The organism is Streptomyces sp. R44, from assembly GCF_041053105.1.
Lineage (GTDB): Bacteria > Actinomycetota > Actinomycetes > Streptomycetales > Streptomycetaceae > Streptomyces.
On record NZ_CP163444.1, the window covers coordinates 1275890 to 1299321 of the forward strand.

18 protein-coding genes are annotated in these 23432 nt (G+C 74.5%); 14 read left to right on the top strand and 4 right to left on the bottom strand.

The genetic code is table 11. From position 1 onward, the window contains the following. Positions 1-65: 65 nt before the first annotated feature. Together AB5J54_RS05860 and AB5J54_RS05865 are read left to right on the top strand one after the other, a co-directional pair. Complete coding sequence (locus AB5J54_RS05860; RefSeq protein ID WP_369142823.1) at positions 66-1052, top strand: N-acetylglucosamine kinase; 987 nt, start codon at positions 66-68, stop codon at positions 1050-1052. 213 nt (positions 1053-1265) lie between these two features. Beyond that, the gene (locus tag AB5J54_RS05865; protein ID WP_369142824.1) at positions 1266-2189 is read left to right on the top strand and encodes a sirohydrochlorin chelatase; all 924 of its coding nucleotides are present in this window, start codon (positions 1266-1268) and stop codon (positions 2187-2189) included. A 58-nt stretch (positions 2190-2247) separates the two neighbouring features. On the opposite strand, the gene AB5J54_RS05870 is transcribed toward AB5J54_RS05865, so the two are convergent. Both AB5J54_RS05870 and AB5J54_RS05875 read right to left on the bottom strand, forming a co-directional pair. Further along, positions 2248-3303, bottom strand: a complete 1056-nt coding sequence (locus tag AB5J54_RS05870; protein ID WP_369142825.1) for a lactonase family protein — start codon at positions 3301-3303, stop codon at positions 2248-2250. Between the two features lie 127 nt (positions 3304-3430). Continuing rightward, the gene (locus AB5J54_RS05875; protein WP_369149232.1) at positions 3431-4927 is read right to left on the bottom strand and encodes an FUSC family protein; all 1497 of its coding nucleotides are present in this window, start codon (positions 4925-4927) and stop codon (positions 3431-3433) included. A 448-nt stretch (positions 4928-5375) separates the two neighbouring features. Between AB5J54_RS05875 and AB5J54_RS05880 the strand changes: the two genes are divergently transcribed. From AB5J54_RS05880 to AB5J54_RS05900, 5 genes are read left to right on the top strand one after another with little or no spacing between them, the layout of a single operon-like run. Further along, complete coding sequence (locus tag AB5J54_RS05880) at positions 5376-6533, top strand: acyl-CoA dehydrogenase family protein (protein WP_369142826.1); 1158 nt, start codon at positions 5376-5378, stop codon at positions 6531-6533. Further along, positions 6533-8188 (top strand): thiamine pyrophosphate-binding protein, encoded by a 1656-nt coding sequence (locus AB5J54_RS05885; protein WP_369142827.1) that lies wholly within the window; start codon positions 6533-6535, stop codon positions 8186-8188. The genes AB5J54_RS05880 and AB5J54_RS05885 overlap by 1 nt, the downstream gene beginning before the upstream one ends. Then, positions 8185-9390: a Glu/Leu/Phe/Val dehydrogenase dimerization domain-containing protein gene (locus AB5J54_RS05890; protein WP_369142828.1), complete on the top strand. Its 1206-nt coding sequence runs from the start codon at positions 8185-8187 to the stop codon at positions 9388-9390. Before AB5J54_RS05885 ends, AB5J54_RS05890 begins: the two co-directional genes overlap by 4 nt. Continuing rightward, complete coding sequence (locus AB5J54_RS05895) at positions 9387-11582, top strand: acetate--CoA ligase family protein (RefSeq protein ID WP_369142829.1); 2196 nt, start codon at positions 9387-9389, stop codon at positions 11580-11582. Before AB5J54_RS05890 ends, AB5J54_RS05895 begins: the two co-directional genes overlap by 4 nt. Beyond that, complete coding sequence (locus AB5J54_RS05900; RefSeq protein ID WP_369142830.1) at positions 11579-12364, top strand: glucose 1-dehydrogenase; 786 nt, start codon at positions 11579-11581, stop codon at positions 12362-12364. The genes AB5J54_RS05895 and AB5J54_RS05900 overlap by 4 nt, the downstream gene beginning before the upstream one ends. Before the next feature lie 60 nt (positions 12365-12424). Here the strand turns inward: AB5J54_RS05900 and AB5J54_RS05905 are convergent, their stop codons facing one another. Continuing rightward, complete coding sequence (locus AB5J54_RS05905; protein ID WP_369142831.1) at positions 12425-13984, bottom strand: APC family permease; 1560 nt, start codon at positions 13982-13984, stop codon at positions 12425-12427. 132 nt (positions 13985-14116) lie between these two features. On the opposite strand from AB5J54_RS05905, the gene AB5J54_RS05910 reads away from it, so the two are divergent. From AB5J54_RS05910 to AB5J54_RS05925, 4 genes are all read left to right on the top strand, one after another. Then, positions 14117-14737: a TetR/AcrR family transcriptional regulator gene (locus AB5J54_RS05910; RefSeq protein WP_369142832.1), complete on the top strand. Its 621-nt coding sequence runs from the start codon at positions 14117-14119 to the stop codon at positions 14735-14737. Between the two features lie 73 nt (positions 14738-14810). Beyond that, the gene (locus AB5J54_RS05915) at positions 14811-16373 is read left to right on the top strand and encodes a flavin monoamine oxidase family protein (RefSeq protein ID WP_369142833.1); all 1563 of its coding nucleotides are present in this window, start codon (positions 14811-14813) and stop codon (positions 16371-16373) included. After that, positions 16370-17248, top strand: a complete 879-nt coding sequence (locus AB5J54_RS05920) for a TetR family transcriptional regulator C-terminal domain-containing protein (protein ID WP_369142834.1) — start codon at positions 16370-16372, stop codon at positions 17246-17248. The genes AB5J54_RS05915 and AB5J54_RS05920 overlap by 4 nt, the downstream gene beginning before the upstream one ends. Positions 17249-17307: 59 nt before the next feature. Then, a complete protein-coding gene (locus tag AB5J54_RS05925) occupies positions 17308-19284 on the top strand; it encodes an FAD-dependent oxidoreductase (protein ID WP_369142835.1) in 1977 nt (658 codons plus the stop codon). Between the two features lie 35 nt (positions 19285-19319). Here AB5J54_RS05925 and AB5J54_RS05930 read toward each other — a convergent pair whose 3' ends face one another. After that, complete coding sequence (locus AB5J54_RS05930) at positions 19320-21449, bottom strand: SpoIIE family protein phosphatase (protein ID WP_369142836.1); 2130 nt, start codon at positions 21447-21449, stop codon at positions 19320-19322. A 158-nt stretch (positions 21450-21607) separates the two neighbouring features. On the opposite strand from AB5J54_RS05930, the gene AB5J54_RS05935 reads away from it, so the two are divergent. The 3 genes from AB5J54_RS05935 (at position 21608) to AB5J54_RS05945 (ending at position 23429) form a co-directional block, all read left to right on the top strand. Continuing rightward, positions 21608-22087 carry an Lrp/AsnC family transcriptional regulator gene (locus AB5J54_RS05935; RefSeq protein ID WP_361742527.1) on the top strand — a complete coding sequence of 160 codons (480 nt, stop codon included), beginning with the start codon at positions 21608-21610 and terminating at the stop codon, positions 22085-22087. Positions 22088-22191: 104 nt separating this feature from the next. After that, positions 22192-22587 carry a molybdopterin-binding protein gene (locus AB5J54_RS05940; RefSeq protein WP_369142837.1) on the top strand — a complete coding sequence of 132 codons (396 nt, stop codon included), beginning with the start codon at positions 22192-22194 and terminating at the stop codon, positions 22585-22587. A 224-nt stretch (positions 22588-22811) separates the two neighbouring features. Further along, entirely contained in the window at positions 22812-23429 is a 618-nt protein-coding gene (locus AB5J54_RS05945) for a DinB family protein (protein ID WP_369142838.1), read from the top strand. Positions 23430-23432 lie beyond the last annotated feature (3 nt).

Consider the following 23432-nt stretch of genomic DNA (forward strand, 5'->3'; position numbering starts at 1 on the left):
CCCCTGGTCCGCAGAAGTCCGATTCCCATCGGGCCCGAAGGCCGGGACATCTTCGGAGGTATCTGATGAACGAACTCTCCGAGGGCCTTGTCGTCGGCGTCGACTCCGGTGGGTCGGGGCTTCGGGTCGCGCTGGCCGAGGCCGCGGGCGGGGAGGTCCTCGACAGCCGTGCCTCACGCGAACCGGTGCGCACCGGTCCCGACGGGATCTCCGCCGAGCATTTCCTGGAGCAGGTCCTGCCCGCCGTCCGGGCCCTCAGGAAGACCTTCCGCGCGCGGCCGGTCGTCGCCGTGGCCGTGGGCGCCGCCGGGATGGCGACCCTCGGGGACGAGCTGCGGGCCGTGCTCCCGGGTGCCTTCGCGGAGGCCTGGGGGGTGCGCCGGGTCGCCCTCGCGGCCGACGCGGTCACCGCGTACGCCGGTGCGCTCGGGCAGCGGCCCGGCGTCGTCGTCGCGGGCGGTACGGGGCTGATCGCGCTCGGCACGGATCTGACGTCCTGGCGGCGGGCCGACGGCTGGGGGCATCTGCTCGGCGACTGCGGCAGCGGCGCCTGGATCGGCCGGGCGGGCCTGGAGGCGGCGATGCGCGCGCACGACGGGCGGCGCGGGGGTTCGGCGGCGCTCCTGGCCCGGGCCGAGAAGCTCTTCGGGCCGGCGGCCGGACTGCCGGGCGTGCTCTACCCGCGTACGGACCGTCCCGCGGCGCTCGCCTCCTTCGCGCCGGCGGTGCGGGACTGCGCCGAGGCGGATCCCGTGGCGGCGGGCATCCTCGCGCGGGCCGGGACGCACATCGCCGAGGCAGCCGAGGCCGTCTGCCCGGTGGAGCCGGGTGCCCTGGTGGCCCTCACCGGCGGGCTCTTCAAGTTGGGCGAGCCCCTGCTCGCACCGCTCCGGTCCGCCCTCGGGGAGCGGCTGCCGCAGGCCCGGACGGTGCAGCCGGTGGGGGATCCGCTCGGCGGGGCGGTCGCCCTCGCCCGCGCACTCGCCACGGACACGCTGCGCCTGCCGGAACACCCCTCTCTGCTCTGCCAGTTCGGCCTCGGGCCGGCCTAGGCGGAGCCGTCCACCCAGGTGGGAGGCGGGACGCCGGGGCGGGGCCGGGCCCGGACGGCGCTGCGGAGGAAGGGAAGCGGAATCGGATCGGGGGCGGAAGCGAAAGGGCTACGGAACGGAAGTCGGACCCCAGAGCGGACATAGAGGGGCAGAAGGCACGTGAGTGCACCTCAGCCGACGGCGCGGCGGGCGAAACCAGTAGCATGCGGCGCCATGAGCTCCCCCACTGGGCCTGCTTCCGGCCTGCCTGTACGAATGCCTCGACCCCGCCAGTCCGGGCGGCACCGTCGCCCCGAACCCGCGGCGGCGCCCGAGGGCGCTCCCGCACTGGTTCTCGCCGTGCCCGGCGCGCCGTCCGCCGCCATACGCTCGCTGGCCGAAGAGGTCGTGAGCATCGCCCGCTCCGAGCTGCCCGGCCTGGAGGCCGCGATCGGCTTCCTGGAGGGCGACGACACCGAGTACCCGTCGCTCGCGACCGTCCTCACGGCGACCGAGACGCTGCGCACCGAGCGGTACGAGCTGGCGCTGGCCGCCGGCCGTGAGGCCGCCGTCCCGACGGGCCCGGCCGCGGTCGTCGTCCCGCTCCTCGCGGGCCCGGACAGCGCCCAGATGCGCCAGGTCCGCCAGGCGCTGATGGACGGCGGCAACACCGCCGAGCTGACCGACGTGCTCGGCCCGCACCCGCTGCTCGCCGAGGCGCTGCACGTGCGTCTCTCCGAGGCCGGTCTGGCCCGCGCCGACCGGGCCAGGCTGTTCACGGTCGCGACGGCCGCCGACGGCATCATCCTGGCGACGGTCGGTGGCGAGGAGGCCGTGCAGGCCGCCGGGATCACCGGCATGCTGCTCGCCGCGCGCCTCGCCGTCCCGGTGATGGCCGCCGCGCTCGACCAGGAGGGTTCCATCGCCTCCGTGGCCGAGCAGCTGCGCGCCGCCGGTGCGGAGCAGCTGGCCCTCGCCCCGTACCTGATCGGCCCCGAGCTGGCCGACGGTCTTCTCGACGAGGCGTCGAAGGAGTCCGGGTGCGCGGCCGCCGAGCCGCTGGGCGCCTACCCGGCCATCGGCAAGCTGGTGCTCTCGCAGTACACGGCCGCGCTGGGCATTCCGCCGCAGCAGCCGCAGGGCGCGCCTTCGCTCTGACGCGTACGGAAGGGCCCGCTCCGGATCTGTCCGGTGCGGGCCCTTCGTCGTGTGCGGCTCAGCCGAGGACCACGCAGGAGGCCGCGGGGGCGTCGATCGAACCCGCGCGGGACGGGATGCCGGTCTCCGGGTCGAGGGTGAACCAGGTGATGTCGCCGGAGCGCTCGTTCGCCGCGTACAGGCGCCGGCCGGAGGGGTCGAGGGTGAGGTCGCGGGGCCAGGTGCCGCCGCAGGGCACGGTGGCGACGAGACGGGCCTCGGCGCCGTCCGCGCCGAGGGCGAGCACGGCGAGGGTGTCTTCGCCGCGCACGGCGGCCCAGAGGAAGCGGCCGTCGGGGGCGACGAGCACCTCGGAGGGGTAGCTCGGGCCGGTGGTGCCCTCGGGGACGACGGGGGTCTCGCCGAGGGGTTCGAGCAGGCCCTGGGCGGCGTCCCAGCGGCAGACGGTGAGGGTGGGCTCCAGCTCGTTCAGGACGTACGCGTGCGTGCCGGCCGGATGGAAGGCGAGGTGGCGCGGTCCGGTGCCGGGGCGCAGCGCGGTCTCGCCGTGGAGGGTGAGGCGCCCGGTCGCGGGGTCGAGGGCGCAGATCCGTACGGAGTCGGTGCCGAGGTCCACGCTGACGACCCAGTCGCCGCTGGGGTCGGGGAGGACCTGGTGGGCGTGCGGGCCGCTCTGGCGGTCGGCGACGGGGCCGCTGCCCTCGTGAGGCAGGACGGTGGTGGCGGGGCGGGCGGTGCCGTCCTCGGCCAGGGGCAGGGCGGTGACGCTGCCGGAGGTGTAGTTGGCGGTGAGCAGGTGGCCGGCGGCGAGTGCCAGGTGGGTGGGGCCGGCGCCGTCGACGGGGACGGGGGCGCCGAGCGGGCGGGGCGCGGGCCCGGTGATGTCGAAGGCGGCGACGGCTCCCGCGTCGGTCTCGGAGACGGCGTGGAGGACGGGTCCGGCGAGCGCGAGGAAGGAGGGGTCGGCGACGGCGTCGCTGGCGCCGGTGACGGTGAGGGCGCCGGTCTCCGGGTCCACGTCGGCGGCGAGGACGCCGCGGCCGCCCGCCGAGGTGAAGGAGCCGATGTACGCCCGTACCCCGCTCCGGCCCTGATCCGTCCCTGTGCCGCCCACGGCGCCTCCCCTGTCCCCGGGGCCGGTCGTGGTCGACCGGCCCTCGTGTCGTCGGGCCGACGGTAGCAGGCGGTCTAGACCAAAGGGGCGGACGTTCGCTCTCTCAGGAACCCTCTCAGGAACCCTCTCAGGAACGGACCACCCAAGCGCCGGGCGATGTCCGCAGCGGAGCGTCGAGCTCGGTCAGCACGCGGGCGAGCCCCCGTGCGTGGGCGAGAGCCGGCGCGCCCGTGGGGGCCTCACCCTCGGCCCGGTGGTGAGCGTCCGGCTCCACGGCGGCGGCCCCTTCGCGAGAGGTGAGGGCTTCCACCGCGGCCTCGACGCGCCAGCAGGCGGCGGCCAGGCGGGCGTCGTGGCCGGCGTCCGGGTCGGCGGCCACGGCGACCAGTCCCCGCACCTCTCCGGCCGCCTCGTCGAGGAGCACGAGGACCTGGCGGGCCCGCTGCTTCCTCCCCCGGAAAGGGGTCAGGGGATGCACCAGCGGAGCCAGCGAGAGCCGGACGCGCCCGAGGAGCGCCTCCAGCTCGGCGGCGTGGGGCGTCGGGTCGGCGGCGGCGTCGCCGGCGAGACGCTTCACGGACGCCGAGGTGGCGGACCGGACACAGAGGAGCGCCCGCTGGATCCACGCGTCGTTCGTCGTGTGCGTCCGGACGGGGAGGACCAGCGTCACGGCCAGACCGGCGCACACCGCCCCGACGACGGTCTCGGACACGCGCAGGAGGAGCAGCGCGCCGTCCAGCACGCCGAGGAGTCCGTACAGCAGGCTGGCCATCACGGTGACCGCCAGGATCATCCAGCTGTACGACACGGCGGCGGTGTAGAAGATCCCGAACACGCACACGGCGACGAGCAGCGCGGTGACGACGGGCGCACCGCCCAGCGGGATGGCGACGAGGAATCCGGCGGCGATGCCGGTGACGGTGCCGAGGACGCGGCGGAAGCCCCGTACGAGCGTCTCGCCCCGCGAGGCCGTGTTGACGAAGATCCACCAGACGGTGCCGACGGCCCAGTACCAGCGCTGCTCCGAGAGGAACTGTCCGATGACGAGGGCCGCCCCGGAGGCGACGGCGACCTGGACGGCCTGGCGGGTGGTGGCCCGGGCGAGTCCCGTCCCGGGCAGGGCGGCGGGCACCGCCGGGGGCGGGACCCGGCGCTCGATGGGCCACAGCACGAAGCGCACGGCCCCGGCCGCACCGAGGGCGACGCCGGTGGCCGAGTACAGCTGGGGGAGCTGGGCGGGCAGGGCGTGCAGGAACTGGGTCACGAAGAACTGCATGAAGGCGAAGATGCCGAGCGCGTGTCCGCGCGGTCCCCAGCGGCGCGCGTACACGCCCGCGAAGATCACGAGCAGCCAGGTCGTGTCGCGCAGGAGCGGCGCGTCGTGCAGGACGGCCGCGAGGGCGAGGACGGGGAAGCCGACCGTCGGCAGCAGGGCGGTGGTGACGGCCTGACGGCGCACCGTGGGGTCGCCGACCGTGAAGAGGGCGAGCAGCGCGGCGAGGCCGGCGGTGATGGAGGCGACGAGGGACAGACCGAGCAGCTCGGCCAGGGCGACCGCGAGGCCGACGCCGAGGACGGCACGGAGCGAGATCCTGAGCCGGACGAGCCCCGGATCCGGGGCCATGAAGTACTTCTGCACGGCGGCCAAGCCCGCCCCCCTTGATCTGTTCCTCACCGCGCACGGGGCTCCCCTGGGGTGGTGGGGGCTCGGACACGACGAAAGCACCGCGGGCCGGTCCGGCCTCGTCGCCGGACGGCGCTGCGCGGCGCCGAAGGTGTGTGATGGCTACAAGGATAGACAGAAGGGGCCACGTCGGCTCAACTCGCCGCCGAAACGGTGGGCCATTGGCCCAGTGTCGTAGGGGTACGAGTGACCGGACGGGGCCATTGGCTCACGCCGCCACCCCCTTCCCCTCCCCGACCGTCACAGGTGCGCGCTCCGCCGCCGCCGGGCGGTGGTCCGGGAAGGCTTTCGGAAGTGGGGGGATCCGGGGCGTTGACAGCGCCGCGAAGGCCTCTCGATACTGACTGACGGTTCAGTTAACGACCCTGTTGCCACCCCTGGAGGCACCATGTCCGACCTCCCCACCGAGCTGGTTCCGTTCACCCCCGAGCAGCGTGGCATCGTCGAACTCACCCGCGCCTTCGCCCGCGACGAGATCCGCCCGCGGGCGCGCGCCGTGGACGAGGCCGACGTCGAGACACCGTGGGACCTGTGGCACAAGGCCGCCAAGGTCGGCATCACCGGGTTCATGCTTCCCGAGGAGTACGGGGGCGGCGGCTTCACCGACGTCTTCACCCAGTGCCTCGTGCAGGAGGAGCTGTGCGTCGGCGACCTCGGCATCGGAAACCTGCTCTGCTCCAACGGCTTCTTCGCCGACCCGCTGCTCGAACTCGGCACCGAGGAGCAGAAGCGGACCTGGCTCACCCCGCTGACCGGCCCCGACACCCCGATGACCGCCCTCGCCACCACCGAACCCGGCGCCGGCTCCGACGCCGCGTCCATCGTGACGACGGCCACCCGCACCGACGGCGGCTACCTGCTGAGCGGCCAGAAGGCCTGGATCTCCAACGCGGGAGAGGCCGAGCAGTACGTCGTCTTCGCCAAGACCGATCCCACGCTGCGTTCCCGGGGCGTGACCGCCTTCCTGCTGCGCAAGGACACCCCCGGCGTCACCTTCGGCGAGCCGATGCGCAAGATGGGCCAGCGCGCCATCGTCTGCCGGGAGGTCTTCTTCGCCGACGCCTTCGTGCCCGAGGAGAACCGCCTCGGGGAGGAGGGGCAGGGCTTCCGGGGCCTCATGCGGACCTTCGACATCTCGCGCGTGGTGCTGGGCGCGGCGGCGACCGGCGTGGCGCGGGCCGCGTACGAGTACGCACGGGACTACGCGCGCACCCGGCAGCAGTTCGGCAAGCCGATCATCGAGCACCAGGCGGTGGCGTTCCGGCTGGCCGACATGCGGACCCGGATCGAGCAGGCCCGCCTGATGACCTGGCGCGCGGCCAAGCGGCTGGACGCCGGCCTGTCCGCGACGACCGAGGCCGCCATGGCCAAGCTGACCGCCTCGGAGACGGCCGCGTACTGCACCTGGGCCGCCGTGCAGACCCTCGGCGGCTGGGGCTACTCGCGCGAGTACCCGGTGGAGCAGTGGATGCGGGACGCCAAGCTGGAGGAGATCGAGGAGGGCACCTCGGACATCATGCGGCTCGTGATCTCGCGGGGCCTGTGATGACGACGTCACCCACGGCGGGCGAGGCCCTCACCGGTGGAGAGGCCGTCGTCCGCGCCCTCGCCGCGCACGGTGTCACCGACGCCTTCGGGATCCCCGGCACGCACAACCTGGAGATCTACCGCCACCTCCGGGCCCACGGCATACGCCATGTGACCCCCCGCCATGAGCAGGGTGCGGGATACGCCGCCGACGCGTACGCCCGGGTCTCCGGCCGGCCCGGTGTGGCGATCACCACCACCGGCCCCGCGCTGCTGAACATCGCCGCCGCCGTCGGCCAGGCCCACTCCGACAGCGTGCCGCTGCTCGTCGTCTCCCCCGGCATGCCGCTGCGGCACCCCCGGCAGTCCACCGGGCTCCTCCACGAGATGCGCAGCCAGACGGAGGCGCTGCGCGGCGTCGCGGCCTTCAGCCACCGGGTGTCGTCGGTGGACGAGATCGGCTCGGCGGTGGCACGGGCCTTCACCCTCTTCCGTACGGGTCGGCCCCGACCGGTGCACATCGAGGTGCCCCTCGACCTGCTGGAGACCGTCGAGCCGGCGGGGCCCGTACGGCGTGCGCCGCTCACCGGACCCCCCGCGCCCGACCCGGCGGCGGTGGGGAAGGCGGCCGACGTGCTGCGCGCCGCCCGACGGCCCGCGCTGGTCCTGGGCGGAGGGGCCCGGGCGGCGGCCGCGGAGTGCGCGGCGCTCGCCGAGGATCTGGGCGCACCCGTCGTGACCACCGCCAACGGCAAGGGCGTCCTCGACGAGCGCCACCCGCTCTCGCTGGGCGTGTCGCTGCACAGTCCGGCCGTGCAGAAGTGGCTGGCGGACCGCGACGTGATCCTCGCCGTCGGCACGGAGCTGGCCGAGTCCGACATCTGGGGTCCGCCGCCGGCGCTGACGGGCACCCTGATCCGGGTCGACGTGGACCCGGCCCAGATGTACGCGGGGCTCCCGGCGGACGTGCCGCTGGTGGGAGACGCGCGTGTCCTGCTCACGGCGCTGCTCGCCGAATGCCGAGGGGGAGCCCGCGACGTCCCCGCGGACCACGCCGGCGTCCGTGCCCTGCGTACCGCCCGGGACGACGAGACGCGTACTCGCGACGCGCGCTGGCTGCCGTACCTCCGAGCCGTGCGCCGCGTCCTCGCCGAGGACGCCGTCCTCACCTCCGACAGCGCCCAGTGCTGCTACTACGGCGCCCTGCCCCATCTGCCCCTCGGCCCCGAGGGCCGCTATCTGCACCCCACCGGTTTCGGCACCCTCGGCTACGCCCTGCCCGCCGCGATCGGCGCGAAGACCGCGTGCCCCGGGCGGCAGGTCGTCGCGCTCAGCGGCGACGGCGGCCTGCAGTTCTCCGTGCAGGAGCTCGCCACCGCCGCTCAGCTCCGGCTCCCGCTCCCCGTCGTGGTCTTCGACAACGGCGGCTACGGCGAGATCCGCGAGGAGATGGCGGCCCGCGGGGACACTCCCCTGGCCGTGGACCTGCCCGCCGTCGACCTCCCCGCGCTCGCCCGCGCCTACGGCGGCCGGGGCGCCGTGGTCCGTTCGCCGGAGGAGCTCGCCGACGCCCTGGCCCTCGCGCTGACCACTCCCGGACCCACCGTCCTCACCGTTCCAGAAGTTCCCGAAGTTCCCGAAGTTCCCGATGTTCCCGAGGAGTCCTCCCGATGACGCCCGCGCCCGCGACCCCCCTCACGAACACCCCTCTCATCTCCCTCACCTGGACGGACCATGTGACCGGCCGCCAGGGCCACCTGGTGATCGACCGGCTCGTGCGCGGCGTCTCCAGCGGCGGGCTGCGGATGCGGGAGGGCTGCACCCTCGACGAGGTCGCCGGCCTGGCCCGCGGCATGACGATGAAGGAGGCCCTGCACTACAACCCCGAGGGCCGCTACATCCCGCTCGGCGGCGCCAAGGGCGGCATCGACTGCGACCCGCGCGACCCCGAGGCGTACGGGGTGCTGGTCCGCTACCTCCGCGCGATGCGACCGCACATCGAGCGCTTCTGGACCACCGGCGAGGACCTCGGCCTCACCCAGGACCTCGTCGACCGTGCGGCCGCCGAGGCCGGTCTGGTCTCCTCGATCCAGGCCGTGTACCCGCTGCTCGACGACGAGGCCGCGGCCCGGCGCCGGCTCGCGGACGCGTTCGCCGTGGACGTGGACGGCATCGGACTCGACGAGCTGGCGGGCGGCTGCGGCGTCGCCGAATCGGTCCTGACGGCGCTGGACCGGGCCGGTGTCCCCCGCGCGGGGACGCGGGTGTCGGTGCAGGGCTTCGGGACGATGGGCGGGGCGACCGCCCGCTTCCTGGCCCGGGCCGGGCTGAAGATCGTCGCCGTGGCCGACGTCAAGGGGACGATCGTCCACCCGGACGGCCTGGACGTCGAGGCGCTGCTGGCCGCCCGGGACGCGTACGGGACCGTGGACCGCGCCGCCCTGCGCGCGGGCGACCGCGAACTCCCCGGCGACGCCTGGCTGTCCGCCGACGCCGACGTACTCGTCCCGGCCGCCGTCTCGTACGCGGTCGACGCCGGCAACCAGGCCGGCATCACGGCCCGCTGGATCGTCGAGGCGGCCAACATGCCGGTCCTGCCGGAGGCCGAGGAGCTGCTGGCCGCGCGCGGCATCACCGTCCTGCCGGACGTGGTCGTCAACTCGGCCACCAACGCCTGGTGGTGGTGGACCCTCTTCGGCGACATCGGCGCGGACCCGGACGAGGCGTTCGCCCACATCCGGCGCTCCATGCGCGCTCTGGTCGAGCAGGTCCTGGCCCGGGCCGAGCGCGACGGGACCACCCCCCGCGCGGCGGCGCACGGTGTCGTCGCGGACCGGCTGCCGGTGATCGCCGCGCGCTTCGGCTGGTACGCATGAGCCTGGACGCCCTCTTCGATCCGCGTTCCGTCGCTGTCGTCGGTGCCTCCGCCGATCCCGCCAAGTGGGGTTACTGGCTGGCCGCCGGCGCCCTCGCCGGACGCTCCCGGCGCACCGTCCACCTCGTCAACCAGCGGGGCGGCGCCCTCGACGGCGTCCCCTTCCTGCCGGATCTCGGGTCCCTGGCGACCGTCCCCGAGCAGGTCGTCGTCGCGGTGCCGCCGCCGCAGGTGCGGACCGTCGTCGTCCAGGGACTCGCGGCGGGCGCGCGGTGCTTCACCGTGATCACGTCCGGCGGGTCCGGTCCGCAGGAGGAGCGGGAACTCGCCGCGCTCGTCACCTCGCACGGCGGGCGGCTGCTCGGCCCCAACTGCATGGGCGTCGTCGACACCACCACCGAACTCCGCCTGAGCTGGGGGGACTTCCCGTCGGGCGCGGTCGGACTCGTGTCGCAGAGCGGCAACCTCGCACTCGAGATCGGCAGGCTCCTCGCCCGGGCCGGACAGGGGTTCTCCCGGTTCGTCTCGCTCGGCAACCAGCGCGACATCGACGCGGCGGACGCCCTCGACGCGCTGATCGCCCACGACGCGACGCGCGTCGTCGCCGCGTACGTGGAGGACTTCCGGGACGGGCGGCGCCTGGCCCGCACCCTGGCCGCCGCCCACACGGCCGGCAAGCCCGTCCTGCTGCTGACCCTCGGCCGCAGCGAGGCCTCCGGCCGCGCGGCGGCCTCCCACACGGGCGCGCTGGTGAGCGCCCGGGCGGTGGTGGACGCCGTCTGCCGCGACACCGGCGCGATCCTGCTGGAGTCGGCGGGCGAACTGGTGGACACGGCCGTGCTGTTGACGGCTGTGCGACGGGGCCGAGCGTCGTTCCCCGGGGGAAGCCGCGGAAGAAGCCGTGCCGTGCCCGCGGCCGTCGGCGACGGAGCCCTTGCAGCCCCCGAAGCACCGCGCATCACCGCCCACGGAACCCCCGCAGCCCCCGAAGCACCGCGCATCACCGCCGACGGAACCCCCGCGGCCCCCGAAGCGCCGCGCATCGCCGTCGTCGGCGACAGCGGAGGCCAGGGCGCGCTCGCCGCCGACGCGCTCGCCGCCCGCGGGCTCGACGTCCCCGTGCTCGACGAGGCCACCCGGGCCGCCGTCGCCGCGTACCTCCCCGGCCGGGGCGGCTGCGGCAACCCCGTCGACCTCGCGGGCGCCGGGGAGGCGGACCTCCGCAACTACGCCCGGATCACCCGGGCCCTGCTCGACGGCGGGGGCACCGACGCCACGGTCCTCACCGGCTACTTCGGCGACTACGCCACCGCCAACCCCGGCCAGACCCGTGAGGAGTGCGCGGTCGCCGAGGAGCTGGGGGAGGCCGCGCGGAAGGCCGGCCGGCTGCTCGTCGTCCACACCATGGCCCGCGACACCCCGGCCCTGACCGTGCTGCGCGAGCACGGCGTACCCGTCTACGAGCGCATCGAGCAGGCCGCGACGGCCCTGGCCCATGCGGCCCGGACGGCACGCGCGAGACCGTACGCGCCGCCCGAGCGGGTGCCGTCCCCGGCCCGCCCCGTCGCGGACGGGGGGTACGAGAGCGTCCGGGCCCTGCTCCGGTCCCATGGACTCGACTTCCCCACCGCCGAGTTCGTCACCACGGCCGACGAGGCGGCCGGGGCCGCGCGCCGCACCGGATACCCCCTCGCCCTCAAGGCGATGGGCCTGGCCCACAAGACCGAGGCGGGCGGCGTGGCCCTCGGCATCACCGACGAGACCGCGCTGCGCGCCGCCTTCGCCCGGATGCGTGACACCACCGGCGCCACCCGGTACGCGGTCGAGGAGATGGCCGTCCACCCGCACTCCGTCGAGCTCATCGCCGGGGTGCGGTACGACCCGGCGTTCGGGCCCGTCGCCATGGTCGGCCTCGGCGGCGTCACCGCCGAACTGCTCGCCGACACCGCGCTCGCCCTCGCGCCGCTCACCCCGGGACGGGCGCGCGAGCTGCTGCTCTCCCTGCGGCACGCACCGCTGCTCACCGGCTGGCGGGGCGCGCCCGCCGTCGACCTGGATGCCGCCGCGGACGCCCTGTGCGCACTGGCGCGGGCCGCGTCCGAGCACCCCGAGCTCATCGAGCTCGAAGTCAATCCGCTGCTCGTCCACCCGGGCGGCGCGGTCGCCCTCGACGCCCATGGAGTGCTCGTATGAACCGTTTCGACGGACGGACGTACCTGGTGACGGGCGGCGGCAGCGGCATCGGCCGCGCCCTCGCGCTCGCCCTGACGGGGGCGGGCGCCCGGGTCGCCGTCGCCGGCCGCACCCCGCAACGCCTCGACGAGACGGTCGCCCTGGTCGAGAAGGCAGGCGGGGAGGCCCTCGCGGTGCCGACGGACGTGCGGGACCCGGAGGCGGTGGACGCGCTGGTGGCCGCGGCGGTCGAGCGGTTCGGCCGGCTGGACGGGCTGGTCAACAACGCCGCCGGGAACTTCGTCGTCCCCGGCATCGACCTGTCCCCGGGCGGCTGGCGCGCCGTCGTCGACATCGTCCTCAACGGCTCGTACTACTGCACCCGTGCCGTCGCCCGCAGGCTGCGCGAACAGGGCACCGGCGGCTCGATCCTGTCCGTGATCGCCACGTACGCCTGGCACGGCCACCCGGGCACCGTCCACTCGGCCGCCGCGAAGGCCGGCGTCCTGGCGATGACACGGACCCTCGCGGTGGAACTCGCCCCGCTGGGCATCCGCCTGAACTGCATCGCCCCCGGACCGACGGAGACGGAGGGTGCCGGCGCGGCCCTGTGGGCCACCGACGAGGCTCGCGAGGAGGTTCTGGCCACGGTCCCGGCGGGCCGCTTCGCCGACCCCGCCGAGATCGCGGAGGCGGCGCTGTTCCTGCTGGGCGACGGGGCGACGTACCTGACCGGCGAGTGCCTCACGGTGGACGGCGGCCAGTGGCTGGGCAAGCAGGTGTACGGGCGGTCGGCCGGGTAGCGGACCGGACGCGGTGAGGGGCGGCCCGCGGGCCGCCCCTCACCGCGTCCGGTCCGGACCTCAGTTCTTCGTACGGCGGGTCTTCGCGCCCGCCGCGTAGAAGACGAGGCCGATGACCGCGATGATCAGCAGCGGCACGACCTGGCTCAGCGTGTACGCGAGGCGCTCGCCGGCGAAGGCCTCGGGGAGGGAGTCCGCGGGGGAACCCTCCGTGCCGAACCAGCCGATGCCGAAGCCCGGCCAGATCAGTACGACCACCGTGAAGGCGACCAGACCGGTCGACAGCGCGGTGACCGTCCAGACGCCGAGGCGGCCGCCCGGGACGGCGTACGGGCGGGGGGTGTCGGGGTACTTGCGGCGCAGCACCACCAGGCTCGGGAAGGTGATGACGTACGAGATGAAGGTCGTGCAGATCGTCAGGCCCAGGCCCGCCGCGAAGTACTTCTCGCCGTCGCCCTCGGTGAGGTTGAGGGCGGCCACGAGGAGGATCGACGCGAGGACCGCCGAGAGCAGGTTCACCCGCACCGGGGTGCCGTGCTTCTCGGAGATCGTGCCGAGCCAGGCCGGCCCGGCACCGTCGGCGCAGGCGACGGCCTGGGCGCGGTGCGCGCCCATCGCCCAGGTGACGCCGGAGGTCAACAGGCCGATGATGAGCCCGGCGGCGGCGATGCCGCCGAAGACCGCGCCCGCACCGGTGAGGGTGACCGTGCCGTCGGCGGCGATGGAGCCCCCGTAGACCGTGAAGACGGCCTTGCAGGCGTCGATGAAGCCGCCGAGGCTGCCGATCCTGTCGCTGGGCAGGACGAACATGATGCCGAGGATGGGCCCGCCGTAGAGCAGCAGCGAGGCGACGCCGGAGCGGAGGATGGAGAGCGGGATGTCACGGCGCGGGTTGCGCATCTCCTCGGCCGCGGAGCTGGGCAGTTCGAAACCGACGTAGTTGAAGATCAGGACGGGGACGAGCGCCACGAAACCGGCGTAGGTCGGTGAGAACTCGCTCGCGGGCAGGGCGTGCACGCCGTTCCGCACGGCGAAGACGACGACCGAGACGAGGAAGAAGCCGAGCAGCACGATCCGCGCGACGGCGCCGGCGATCGGCACCCACTTGCCGACCCGGACGGACTGGACGACGGCGAGCGCGCCGCCCCAGATGAAGACGAGCCCGGCGGCGTACTTCCACAGGCCGGGCAGCGGCGTGAAGAACTCCTCCCAGGTGGTGAGGGCGATGATGCACAGACTGCCGCCCACCCACACCGGGTTGGAGATCCAGTAGAGGATCTGGTTGAGGCCCGCGGTGAGCCGGCCGAAGGCGAGCCGGGTCCAGACGTACGGGCCGCCCTGGACGGGGAAGGCGGAGCCGAGTTCGGCGACGAGGAGTCCGTAGGGGAGGAAGAAGAGCAGCGCGAGGATGGCCATCCAGGTCAGTCCCTGCGGGCCCTGCGCCGCGACCGACCCGATCGTGTCGAGTCCGACGAGGGTGCATATGAGGAACAGCAGGACGTCGAAGCGGCGCAGCTCCTTGCGGAGCCGGCCTCGCTGTTCGCCCCAGCCCTCGGAGAGGTCGGGGGTCTCGGGTGCGGGCTCTTCGGCCCTGCTGGCGGTGACGGGTGCTTGGGTCACGGGCGGACTCCTACGGCGGCACGGGGGAGGGTCACGTACGGAGCGGCACATCATCTGACTGAACGGCCAGTCAGTAGCCAGCACTGTGAGCCCGGCCACATCGCACTGTCAAGAGCTGTGTAGGGTAAAGCCGTGGCCAGAGTCCGGTTGAGCGTGGAGGAACGGCGCGCGGAGATCCTGCGCGTCGCCGTCGAGCAGATCGAAGCCCGCGGCGTCAGCGGCGTACGCATCGCGGACGTCGCCTCGGCGCTCGGAGTCAGCAGCTCCCTGGTGCTCTACCACTTCTCCACGAAGGAACTGCTCGTCGCCGAGGCCTTCGCCCACGCCGCCGAGGGAGACCTCGCCCACCTGCGCCGACTGCTGGACAGACCCCGCACCAGCGCCGCGCTGCGGCTGCGCTCGGCCGTGCGCTGGTACGCGCCGACCGGGCAGGCGAAGGGCTGGCGGCTCTGGATCGAGGGCTGGGCGGCCGCGCTGCGCGAACCCGCCCTCAGGAAGGTCGCCCACGACCTCGACCAGCAGTGGAAGGCCGCGATCGCCGACGTCGTCGCGCAGGGCGTGGCGGCCGGCGAGTTCGTCTGCGACCGCCCGGAGGACGTGGCCTGGCGTCTGACCGCGCTGCTCGACGGACTCGCCGTGCAGATGACCTCGTACAAGGGACCGCTCGGCCGCGCCACGATGCTGGAGTGGGTGGACGACGCGCTCGTGGCCGAACTGGGCATCGACCGCGAGACGTTGACGTCCGGTCGTTAGGGCCGGACCGGATCCGGTCTCGTCTGCCGCAACCATTGACGCGCCCGTCAGTGTTGCCGCATCCTCTCGGGCCATGGAGAGACAGAGCGGAACGCATCTGATCGCATCCGATGTCGTCGTCGTGGGCGGAGGGTACGCCGGACTGGCCGCGGCACTCCGACTTCACGACAACGCCGTCGACTTCACCCTGGTCGAAGCCGCCGACCGGGTCGGCGGGCGGGTCCTGACCGAGATCCGGCCGGGCGGCGGACCCCTCGACCACGGCGGCCAATGGGTCGGTCCCACCCAGACCCGCCTCGTCGAACTCGCCGCGCGCTTCGGCTGCCCCACCTTCCCGACCTGGGAGAAGGGCAGCCACATCGAGGTCTGGCACGACGGCGCGAGGGTCCCCTACAGCGGTGCTGCGCCCGCCGACGGGCCCGGCATCACCGAGTACGTCCGGATCACCGAACTCCTCGACGCGTTCGCCCGCACGGTCGACACCGTCCGGCCGTGGCGCACGGCCCGCTTCGAGGAGTGGGACGCGCTGACGGCCCGGTCCTTCTTCCGCTCCGAGACCGACGACGTGGACGCCCTGCGCCGCCTGGCCCTCGCCGTCCAAGGACTGTGGTGCGCGGAGCCGGACGAGATCTCGCTCTTCCATGTGCTCTTCTACATCGCCGCGGCCGGCGGCTTCGAGCAGCTGATGGAGACCCGCGGCTGCGCCCAGGACAGCCGGTTCCGCACGGGCGCCGCCGGCCCGGCCCGCGCGGTCGCGGCCCTGCTCGGGGACCGCGTCCGCCTCGGCGAGCGGGTGCTCTCGATCGCGTACGCCGCCGACGGCGTCCGCGTCCGCACGCCGACCGCCTTGCTCCGGGCGCGCCGGGCGATCGTGGCCCTGCCCCCGCACGCCGTACGGGCCGTGGGCTTCGCGCCACCCCTGCCCGCCGCCCGGGACGGCTGGCTGTCGCACAGCCCGATGGGACGCGTCGCCAAGATCCACGCGGTCTACGACGCCCCGTTCTGGCGCGAGGAGGGACTGTCCGGGGTGGCGACCCTGTACGACGACGGGCCGATCGGCGTCGTGTTCGACAACTCCCCGGAGGACGGCTCGCGCGGGGTTCTCGTCGGATTCGTGTACGGCGACCGCGTGGACCGCTTCGCCGCGCTGGACGAGACCGGCCGCAGGGCCGCCGTTCTGGACGGCCTCGTCTCCGTGGTCGGCCCCCTGGCCGGTCGGCCGCGCGACTACACGGAGAAGATCTGGCCCCAGGACCCCTTCGCCCGGGGCGGATACGAGGCCTATACGACCCCCGGCGGTTGGAGCCGCCACGGCGAACGCGGCTGGCGGGAGCCGACCGGGCCCCTGCACTGGGCGGGGACGGAGACCGCTTCGGAGTGGAACGGCTACATCGACGGCGCGGTGTCGTCGGGATACCGGGCCGCCGACGAAGTCCTCGCCGTCCTGGCCGGGACGGAGGGGTCGGACGGGTCGGACGGGTCGGACGGGTCGGACGGGTCGGACGAGGCGAGCGCTTTGGGCGGGTCGGACGAGGCCGTCGAGGCGAGCGGGGTGGGCGGGTTGGACGAGGCCGACGGGGCGAGCGGGTCGGACGAGGTCGACGGGGCGAGCGGGTTGGACGGGGCGGCGCGATGACAGTGATCCGGCAGGCGCAGGACGACGACGCCCGGGCCGTGGCGGACCGGGCGCGTTTGGTGGTGCGCTCGGCGGCGATCAGCCAGCGTGAGTTCGCCGCCCGCATCGGCATGGAGCCCACCGCGCTGTCCAAGGCCCTCAACGGCAGCCGCCGCCTCGCGGACCGCGAGCTCGCCGCCATCGCGCGGACCGGGAAGGTGTCCCTGCGGTACCTGCGGACCGGGGAGGGCCGGCCGCCCGCCGCCGCGGACGACCCGGCGGTGCCCGAGGCGCGGCGCCGTGCCGACGCCGTCGACGCGGAGGTCCGCCGGGCCCAGATCCTGGAGGAGACCGCGCGGCTCATCGCCCGCCGCGGCTTCCACCAGGTGCGGGTCGCGGACATCGCCCGCGCCTGCGGAACCAGCACCGGCACGATCCACTACCACTTCCCCACGAAGGGCGACGCGCTGCGCGCTGCCCTGCACCACTACGCCGAACGGCTCCACCAGCGCCTCGAAGCCGAGTTCCGGGACGCGGACGGGCCGGTCGAGAAGCTGCGGCGGCTGATCGACGTCCAGCTGATCAGCGGCGAGGACGACAACGACGAATGGTCGGTGTGGGTGCAGTCGTGGAACGAGGCGATCCTCGACCCCGCCCTGCGGGAGGGCCAGCGCGAGATCTACGCCCGCTGGCGGCGGACCGTGCTCGACCTGGTGCACGCCTGCCAGTACGAGGGGATGGCCACGGACGCCGACGCGGAGGCGCTGACCAGCCGGTTCACCGCTCTCGCGGACGGCCTGGCCATCCAGGTCCTCGCGGGGAACGGGGAGATGACCCCGGCGCGGATGCGGGACCTGCTCCTCGACGCGTTCGAACCGCACCTCACGCTCCGCTGACGGGGCGCGGCGGCCCTCCCCCGGCACGCCGCCCGTCCGGGCCCGAGAAAGGACGTCCCATGACGACGCGTTTCCCGCACCTGTTCAGCCCCCTGAGGATAGGCGGCGTCACCGTTCCCAACCGGATCCTGTCCTCCGGCCACGACACGGTCCTGGCCGAGGACGGCGCGGTGACCGAGGACCTGATCGCCTATCACGAGGCCCGCGCCGCGGGTGGCGTCGGCCTGATCGTGCTCCAGGTCTCCGGCGTGCACGAGTCCGCCCGCTACACCACGCACGTGCTGATGGCCACGGCCGACGCGTGCGTGCCCGGCTACGCCCGGCTCGCGGAGGCGGTGCACCGGCACGGTACGAAGGTCTTCGGCCAGCTGTTCCACCCCGGCCGGGAGATCCTGGAGTCCCCGGACGGCACGGCGCCGGTGGCGTGGGCGCCGTCGGCGACGCCGAGCGAGCGCTTCCACGTGATGCCGCGCGCCATGACCGAGGCGGAGATCCACGAGGTCGTCGACGGCTACGGACAGGCGGCGCGCCGACTGCGCGAGGCCGGGCTCGACGGCGTGGAGGTCGTGGCCAGCCACGGCTATCTGCCGGCGCAGTTCCTCAGCCCCCACGTCAACGTCCGGACCGACGGCTGGGGCGGCGACCGCGAGGGGCGGCTGCGGTTCCTGCGCGAGGCGCTGCGCAGCGCCCGGGCGGAGGCCCGGCCGGACTTCGCCGTCGGCCTGCGCATCTCGGGCGACGAACTCAGCCACGACGGCCTGGACACCGAGCTGGTCCTGGACACCGTCGCCCGGCTCGACGCCGAAGGACTCCTCGACTACGTCTCGGTGTGCGCGGGCAGCTCGTCCAGCCTGTCCGGGGCCGAGCACATCGCTCCGCCCATGTTCCGGCCCGCCGGTTACACCGCCCCGCTGGCCGCGAAGGTACGCGCGGTGGTCGGGGTGCCGGTGATGGTGGCCGGCCGGATCAACCAGCCGCAGGAGGCCGAGCAGATCCTCGCGGACGGGCAGGCCGACGCCTGCGCGATGACCAGGGCGCTGATCTGCGATCCGGACCTGCCGGCGAAGACCGCCGACGGCCGTACCGAGGAGATCCGTGCGTGCATCGGCTGCAACCAGGCGTGCATCGGCCACTTCCAGCTCGGCCACCCCATCTCCTGCATCCAGCACCCGGAGACGGGGCGGGAGCGTCGCTTCGGGGTCCTGCCGCTCGTGACACGGCGCAAGAAGGTGCTGGTGGTCGGCGGCGGGCCGGCCGGCCTGAAGGCCGCGGCCGTGGCGGCCGCACGCGGCCACGACGTGGAACTGCACGAGGCGGGCCGGCGTGTGGGCGGCCAGGTGCTGCTTGCCGAACGGCTCCCGGGGCGGGCCGAGTTCGGAGGGGTGATCACCAATCTGGCGGGCGAGGCGCAGCGCGCCGGAGTCCGCGTGGTGACGGGTTCGCGGATCGACGCCCCGGAGCTCGCCGCCGCGGCCCCGGACGCCGTGATCCTCGCGACCGGGGCCCGGCCCCGCCGACCGCGCCTGGAGCTGATGGACGACCCGGTCGTGCTCGACGCCTGGTCGGTGATCCGCGGCGACGCCGAGATCCCGCGCGGTCGCCGGGGGCGGATCGTGGTGGCGGACTGGCGCGGCGACTGGATCGGCCTCGGCGTCGCCCTCCTCCTGGCCGGCCAGGGCCGGAAGGTGACGCTCTGCGTGACCGGCTTCGCGGCCGGCGAGCACCTGCAGCAGTACGTGCGCGCCTCCGTGCTGGCCCAGGCGGTGCGCGCCCGGATCGAGATCGTTCCGAACGTCCGGCTCCACGGCGCGGACGACGACACCGTCTACCTCCAGCACACCCTGACCGAGGACCCGGTGGTGCTGGAGGGCACGGCCGGAGTCGTCCTGGCCCAGGGCCACCTCCCGGTCACCGACCTCGACCCGCTCGCCCTGGGCCTCGCGCCCGACCGCGTCTTCGCGGTGGGCGACCGCGTCAGCCCGCGCACCGTGGAGGAGGCGGTACTGGAGGGCCTGACGGTGGCGTCCAGGCTGTAGACGTGGCGCCCCGGGCGGGACTTTCCCGACAGGCCCTAAGCACCGTCCCCGCCCAGCTCGGCCCAGACGGTCTTGCCCTCGTCGGTGTACCGCACGCCCCAGTTGTCCGCGAGGGAGGCGCAGATGAGGAGGCCGCGGCCGCCCTCGTCGACGGCTTTGGCGTGGCGGAGGTGGGGGGCGGCCTGTCCCGCGTCGGTCACCTCGCAGGTGAGGGACGGGCCGTCGGCGATGAGGCGGAGGGTGACGGGGGCGGCGCCGTAGCGAAGGGCGTTGGTGACGAGTTCGCTGACGACGAGCGTGACCGTGAACGGGTCGGCGGGATGCTTCCAGCGCCGCAGCCGGTCCTCGACGTGGGCCCGCGCGGTGCCGACGGCGGACAGGTCGTACGGGACGTCCCACTCGGCCAGTTCGCCCGGCGGCAGATGGCGGGTGCGGGCGAGGAGCAGGACCCGGTCGGGGGCGAGGAGCCGCTCCACGTCGTCGGCCATCGCCTCCGGGTCGCGTTCCGGGTGCGCGAGGGCCGCCATGAGGTCCTCCGCCCGTGGCCCTTCGCCGGCGGAGGCCAGACAGAGGGTGCTGCCCTCGGGAAGGAAGAGCGTCGCGCAGGCGAACGGCGGGCCTTCGCCGCCCAGCAGCGGCCCGTCGTCGAGCGGTCGGCTGTCCGCCGTCCCGTCGGGGTGGACGACGACGAGCAGTGAGGCGCCGGCGCCCGCGATGTCGAGCCGCCCGTCGACGGGGTCGTGGACGGCGATCGTGCATCCGGCGGTGGGGTGGGGGGCGGCGGGGGCGGCCGGGGCGAGCCGGGGCCCGGTCGCGGCGGCGCCCGCGTCGAGGAGCGGCGCCGCCTCGGGGACTCCCGCGGGGGCCGGCGGCGCGGCGGTTCGGATCCCCGTCGTCCCGTCGCCCTCCGCGGCGAGGCGGAGCGTGGTGGCGTGGAGGCGGGCCAGGAGTTCGTGCGGGTCGAGGTCGAGCGTGGTCAGGCTGTGGACGGCGGTCCGCAGCCGGCTCATCGTGGCGACGGCTCCCGGCCCCGGGGACTCGACCTGCCCCACGACGAGGGCCACGCGCGCGCCCGGCAGCGGGATCACGTCGCACCAGGAGCCGGCGCCGCTGCCGCCCGGCCGGTGGCGGCGGGCGACGTCGACGGCGCTCTGGGCGGCTTCCTCCCTGGGCTGCGGCCAGCTCTGCAGGGCGGTCATGACGATGTGCTCGCGGGTGAACCGGAGGGCGTTCTCCAGGCAGTTCGCGGTACGGGACGCGAGTGCGTCGGCGAGGGCGCGGTCCTCGGTGCCGTACGGCTCCGCGTCGTCGAGGCGCTGGAAGGCGACCGCTCCGAAGATCTGCCCCCGCACGGTGAGCGGTACGACGAGGCGCGTCGCCGGGCCGGCGCCCGGCGCCGCCGGAGGGAAGGGGCCTTCCGCCGTCGGCAGCCGGTCCCCGAAGATCCCCGGCAGCAGGACGGCGCCCGCCTCCGGGACCTCCGGTCCGTGCTCCGTCCTGCCGGTGGCGGCGCAGCGCAGCAGCGGGACCGTGTCCCGGGACTGGAGGGCCGGGTCCTGGCCACGGAAGACGGCGTCGGTGAGGGCGACGACGACGGATGCGGCGAACTCCGGCACGGTCACGTCGACGAGTTCCCGGGCGGTGCGTTCCACGTCGAGGCCGGTGCCGATGCGCTCATGGGCGTCGTGCAGGAGCCGCAGCCGGTCCTGCGCCCGTTCGCGGTCGGTGACGTCGGTGCTGGTGATGACCACGCCGAGCACCCGGCCCCTGCTGTCCTGGAGACGGTGCGCGGACGCCGAGTAGACGTGCTCGGTGTGCTCGACACCGGGTGAGTGCCCGGCGACGAGCAGGTCGGCCGCGGAGCGGCCCGTCGCGAGGACCTCGCGCAGGACGGCGTCGTCGATGCGCACACCGGCGTACGCGGCGTACGCCTCGACCGCGGGCATGCCGAGGACCCGGTCGGCGGGGATGCCGTGGATCCCCGCGACGACGGCGTTCACCCGGACGATGCGCAGCTCCGTGTCCAGTACGTGGACCCCGATGTCGGACTGGGTGAAGACGGCGTCGAGGACGGCGTCGCCCCACGCGGTCTCCGCACCCCAGGGTTCGCCGCCCCCGGGCGGGGGTGGCGGACCCGCCTGATCCTGCTCACGGTATGCGTCCACTCGTCGTCGCTCCCGCCGGACGTGCACGGCCGCGCCTCAGCCGGTCCTGACGAGCCTCTCCCAGATCCGGCCGTCCCGCGAACGGAGCAGCGGTGCGCGTGGGCGGGATGGGTAGAGTCGGAAATCGGACGAGCCGGGGCGAAGGAGGCCGACGGAGCATGGCGGTGGACGAACTCGACACGCGGATCCTGCGGCTGCTGATCGAGCAGCCGAGGACGAGCGTGCGCGAGTACGCGCGGATCCTGGGGGTGGCGCGGGGCACCGTGCAGGCGAGGATCGACCGCCTGGAGCGGGACGGGGTGATCACGGCGACCGGGCCGGTCCTCTCCCCCGCCGCCCTCGGGCACCCGGTACTGGCCTTCGTGCACGTCGAGGTGACCCAGGGGCACCTGGACGAGGTCGGAGACGCGCTCGCGGCCGTGCCGGAGATCGTGGAGGCCTTCTCCATCACCGGCGGCGGCGATCTCCTGACCCGGGTGGTGGCCCGGGACGCCGGGCATCTGGAGGACGTCATCCAGCGGCTGATCCAGCTGCCGGGAGTGGTCCGCACCCGGACCGAGATCGCGCTGCGCGAGCGGGTGGCGCACCGGCTGCTTCCTCTGGTGGAGGCGGTCGGGCGGCGTTCGGGAACGGCCTGAGCCACCGCGCCGGTTGGTCGGTTCCTCCAAGTCGGCTGGCAGATGCCATGAGCCTGACGCCGATCCCTTGCAGATGAGATCCACCAGCGCCTAACGTGATCGGTATGCAGTCCTACACGATCGGTCAGGCGGCACGCCTGCTCGGCGTCAGCCCCGACACGGCACGCCGCTGGGCCGACGCGGGCCGGGTCACGACCCACCGCGACGAGAACGGCCGGCGCCTCATCGACGGCCGCGATCTGGCCGCGTTCTCCATCGAGGTCGGACAGGGCGCCCACGGGGACGAGGAGGAGCCCTACACCTCGGCCCGCAACGCCTTTCCCGGGATCGTGACCGCCGTCAAGCTCGGCGACGTCGCCGCCCAGGTCGAGATCCAGGCCGGTCCGCACCGGCTCGTCTCGCTGCTCACCCGCGAGGCGGTGGAGGAGCTGGGCCTTGAGGTCGGCATGCAGGCCACCGCCCGGGTGAAGTCGACCAGCGTGCACATCGACCGGACCTGAAACCTCCGGGACGCGGACCTCCGGAAGCCCCGGAGTCCGTGGGCCCGGAGCGGGCGGTGGGGTCTGCCCGAATCCGGGGGGACGGGCAGCCCCCATACCGTCGCACCGACAACCTCCGTGGCGGATCGTCAACACCACCGTCCCGGAGCGATATTCGCGTGCGTCCCGGAAACGCCTGTGGCAGGGTTCGACCGCCCTGCCCCCCGTGTGATCCGGAGCGTCCCGTGTCCCTGCCCGAGCGGCTCGTCCCCCTTCTCGACCAGTTCGACTTCGCCCGGAAGCGGCTCGCCGACCGGATGGCCGGACCGGTGATGGACAGCGGCAACGGTACGGACGTCGAGGTCGGTCCGATGACCGACGCGGAGTATCTGTGGGAGCCCGCGCCCGGCTGCTGGTCCGTCCGGCGGCACGCCGACGGCCCGGGGGCGCGCGCGACCCTCCTGGTCGGCGCCGGGGAGTGGGGCCGGGACACGACGCTGCCGCCGCACCCCACGCCGCCGCCGTTCACGACGATCGCCTGGCGGCTCAGCCACCTCTCCGAGATGCTCGCGCTGCGCGCCGACCACACGAACGGCAGCCGCAGTCTGACCCGTGACGACCACCCGGTCGGCGGGGACGTCGTCACCGCCCTCGCCGCCTTCGACACCGCCGCCGACGCCTGGCGCGAGGCGCTGCTGTCCGTCGACGACAAGGCGCTCGACACGGTCGGCCACTGCACCTACCCGCACGGCAGCGACGCGGAGAACCCCTTCCTGGAGATCGTCTGGTGGGTCAACCAGGAACTCCTCCACCACGGCGCGGAGATCGCCCTCCTCCGGGACCTCCACCGGCTGCTCCCGTAACGG

Bases quoted from the DNA above. Each gene is read 5' to 3' on its own strand.
- AB5J54_RS05875 (WP_369149232.1), bottom strand. From the start codon at position 4,927: ATGGCCCCGGATCCGGGGCTCGTCCGGCTCAGGATCTCGCTCCGTGCC.
- AB5J54_RS05940 (WP_369142837.1), top strand. From the start codon at position 22,192: ATGCAGTCCTACACGATCGGTCAGGCGGCACGCCTGCTCGGCGTCAGC.
- AB5J54_RS05890 (WP_369142828.1), top strand. From the start codon at position 8,185: ATGACGCCCGCGCCCGCGACCCCCCTCACGAACACCCCTCTCATCTCC.
- AB5J54_RS05900 (WP_369142830.1), top strand. From the start codon at position 11,579: ATGAACCGTTTCGACGGACGGACGTACCTGGTGACGGGCGGCGGCAGC.
- AB5J54_RS05895 (WP_369142829.1), top strand. From the start codon at position 9,387: ATGAGCCTGGACGCCCTCTTCGATCCGCGTTCCGTCGCTGTCGTCGGT.
- AB5J54_RS05885 (WP_369142827.1), top strand. From the start codon at position 6,533: ATGACGACGTCACCCACGGCGGGCGAGGCCCTCACCGGTGGAGAGGCC.
- AB5J54_RS05935 (WP_361742527.1), top strand. From the start codon at position 21,608: ATGGCGGTGGACGAACTCGACACGCGGATCCTGCGGCTGCTGATCGAG.
- AB5J54_RS05920 (WP_369142834.1), top strand. From the start codon at position 16,370: ATGACAGTGATCCGGCAGGCGCAGGACGACGACGCCCGGGCCGTGGCG.
- AB5J54_RS05915 (WP_369142833.1), top strand. From the start codon at position 14,811: ATGGAGAGACAGAGCGGAACGCATCTGATCGCATCCGATGTCGTCGTC.
- AB5J54_RS05880 (WP_369142826.1), top strand. From the start codon at position 5,376: ATGTCCGACCTCCCCACCGAGCTGGTTCCGTTCACCCCCGAGCAGCGT.
- AB5J54_RS05925 (WP_369142835.1), top strand. From the start codon at position 17,308: ATGACGACGCGTTTCCCGCACCTGTTCAGCCCCCTGAGGATAGGCGGC.
- AB5J54_RS05865 (WP_369142824.1), top strand. From the start codon at position 1,266: ATGAGCTCCCCCACTGGGCCTGCTTCCGGCCTGCCTGTACGAATGCCT.
- AB5J54_RS05860 (WP_369142823.1), top strand. From the start codon at position 66: ATGAACGAACTCTCCGAGGGCCTTGTCGTCGGCGTCGACTCCGGTGGG.